The following is a 2075-nucleotide window of genomic DNA, read 5'->3' on the forward strand; positions in this document are numbered from 1 at the left end:
GCCTCTGATGAGCCTTCTTCTGGATTTGCGTCAATTTGAGCAGCTATGTTGCTTTGCTCACCGTCTGTGAACTCGATTGATGTCATATAACTGTCTGAAACAATCTCAGCCTTTTCAAGGTCCAGAACAAACTGCTCAATCATCGGATCTACAGGAAGCAATTTTTGCATTTCTGCTGTACTGCTGAAATCACTGTTCTTCCCTGAAGCAAGGCGGGTTTCAAGTGCTTCACCTAGTTGCTGCTCAGATTTCAACTGGCTTTCCTTCAACGATAGGCTGGTCTTAAGAGGATTCAAATAGAGAAAAAAGGCTCCGAAATATAGTAACACTGCAAGGAAGGCTGAAATTAAAAGGATGATAGTATGCTTTTTTTCCAGTCGGAGGCTCATGACTCATTACCTCCTTCTAAAGCTGACTCACTGTTATGTTTAAAATATTGCGGTTTGAAAATAATTTTGTATTCAGCACTATATCGAGGCAGAATTTTTTCTATTTCATTATTATTTATAGTGCCAGATTCGCCTGCTACTTTCTCCTCTTCCATTGTTACAGCCTTAATGTTCAATAAGACTGCTTCATGGACCCATTCAGATTGTTTCAACGAGCTTAAATAAAAAGCTGTGTCTCTAGTAGCATCAAATTGGATCGTGATCAGGACGGAATCGGAATTGGTATATTCAAAGTTTTGGATAAATCCGCGCTCCGGAAGCAATGAAATGATATTTTGCATTAATGGCACTGTTTCAACAGGATATTGTTCAGCCCATTTTAGAGCAGTCTGAAGCTTTACTGCCGAATTGCCTGCTTCGACATCAGCCATTTTTGCCTGCCGTGCTACGTTCAATTTTTGAAGGGACTCGATTTGCTTGTCAATAGATTCCATTTTGCTGTTATATCTGTTTCCCTGTATGTAAATGAGCGATGAACTTACTGTGAAAAATAAAATAATTAAAATGGCAATAATAAGCTGTGAAGACTTCTTATGCTCTCTCTTAGGTAAAAGGTTAATCTCTACCAGCATCATTACACCTCTTTTAATCCTAGCCCGAGTGCCAGATTGAAGGCCCTTGGCAATTCTACAGCATCGGAATTCTGTATCTTGATTTTTAAAGTATCAACAGGAATTCCAAACCGTTCTTTCATATCACTTAATACTCTATCGAGCAGCGGATGGTCGCCATTTACTAAAATGCGCGAAACCTCATTTTCCCCCTGGGTCAGAGAGTATCGATAAAAGTCCATGAGCTTGGCAATGTCTCTATAAATCTCCTCAAGTTGGAACGTCAATTCAGCAATTTCACCTTCATATACTAGCTCCTGGCTCGTTTGATTGTCCCCGCTCCTCTTTACCTTCCAGCTCTCCTTAAGGTCACCAGGAATATGACGCATAAAAACCGGAATTTGTTCCTCAAAGACGCACATACTGACCACATCAAGATCAAACTGGACAGACAACAGGATCTCATTCTTAACGGCCATGTCACTTTGGTGATAAAGACGATAAATCGCTAGCGGTGAAATATCTGCAGCTACTGGCTTTAGCCTCACGATTTTAAACAGGTCCGCGTACTCTGTAACATATTTCTCAGGTGCAGCAAAAACGAGGATTTCCTGTTTTTGATTTTCAACACCGAGTGAAATCGTATCAAATACAGGGTCCTCAAACGGCAAGTGGATGGTTGAGCCAAGTTCTAAATACAAATAACCATGGATTTCATCTTCTTTAACATCAGCAGGGATTGAAACCTTTCTGATGATGACAAGCGAATCAGGTACGGTAAACCGGATTTCCCTTTTGGCAATTTTCCATTCAGCAATACACTCATCCAGAATATTCACCAATGTGTCGAAGTCTTGAATTTTGCCGTCAGTGATGATACCAGGAGGCAATAAACGCTGGCCATAATGATGTGGAATAACCGGGTTCTTTTGTTTTAGCTCAACATAGCGAATCGAATGGTCATTAAGCACAAGATTGACGACTTTGCTTCTGCCGGAAAAAAAAGAAAATGCCATTTTGAGAAACTCCTTTGAATATGACTGTTTTCGCAAGGATGATTGATAGCAACATAGTT

Annotated in this window: 2 protein-coding genes and 1 pseudogene; all 3 read right to left on the minus strand. The window is 40.3% G+C overall.

Annotated elements, in window-relative coordinates:
* Positions 1-389: pseudogene (locus WB217_RS11295) on the minus strand (hypothetical protein); the annotation flags it as partial.
* A complete protein-coding gene (locus WB217_RS11300) occupies positions 386-1021 on the minus strand; it encodes a hypothetical protein (protein ID WP_423993328.1) in 636 nt (211 codons plus the stop codon). The pseudogene WB217_RS11295 and the gene WB217_RS11300, both read right to left, overlap by 4 nt.
* Positions 1022-1023: 2 nt before the next feature.
* On the minus strand, positions 1024-2016 hold the full coding sequence (gene pilM, locus WB217_RS11305) for a type IV pilus biogenesis protein PilM (protein ID WP_423993329.1): 993 nt from the start codon (positions 2014-2016) through the stop codon (positions 1024-1026).
* Positions 2017-2075: the final 59 nt, after the last annotated feature.

The organism is Mesobacillus sp., from assembly GCF_049588175.1.
Lineage (GTDB): Bacteria > Bacillota > Bacilli > Bacillales > Cytobacillaceae > Mesobacillus.

Excerpts from the sequence above, each read along its gene's own strand:
- WB217_RS11300 (WP_423993328.1), bottom strand. The coding sequence starts at position 1,021 with ATGCTGGTAGAGATTAACCTTTTACCTAAGAGAGAGCATAAGAAGTCT.
- pilM (WP_423993329.1), bottom strand. The coding sequence starts at position 2,016 with ATGGCATTTTCTTTTTTTTCCGGCAGAAGCAAAGTCGTCAATCTTGTG.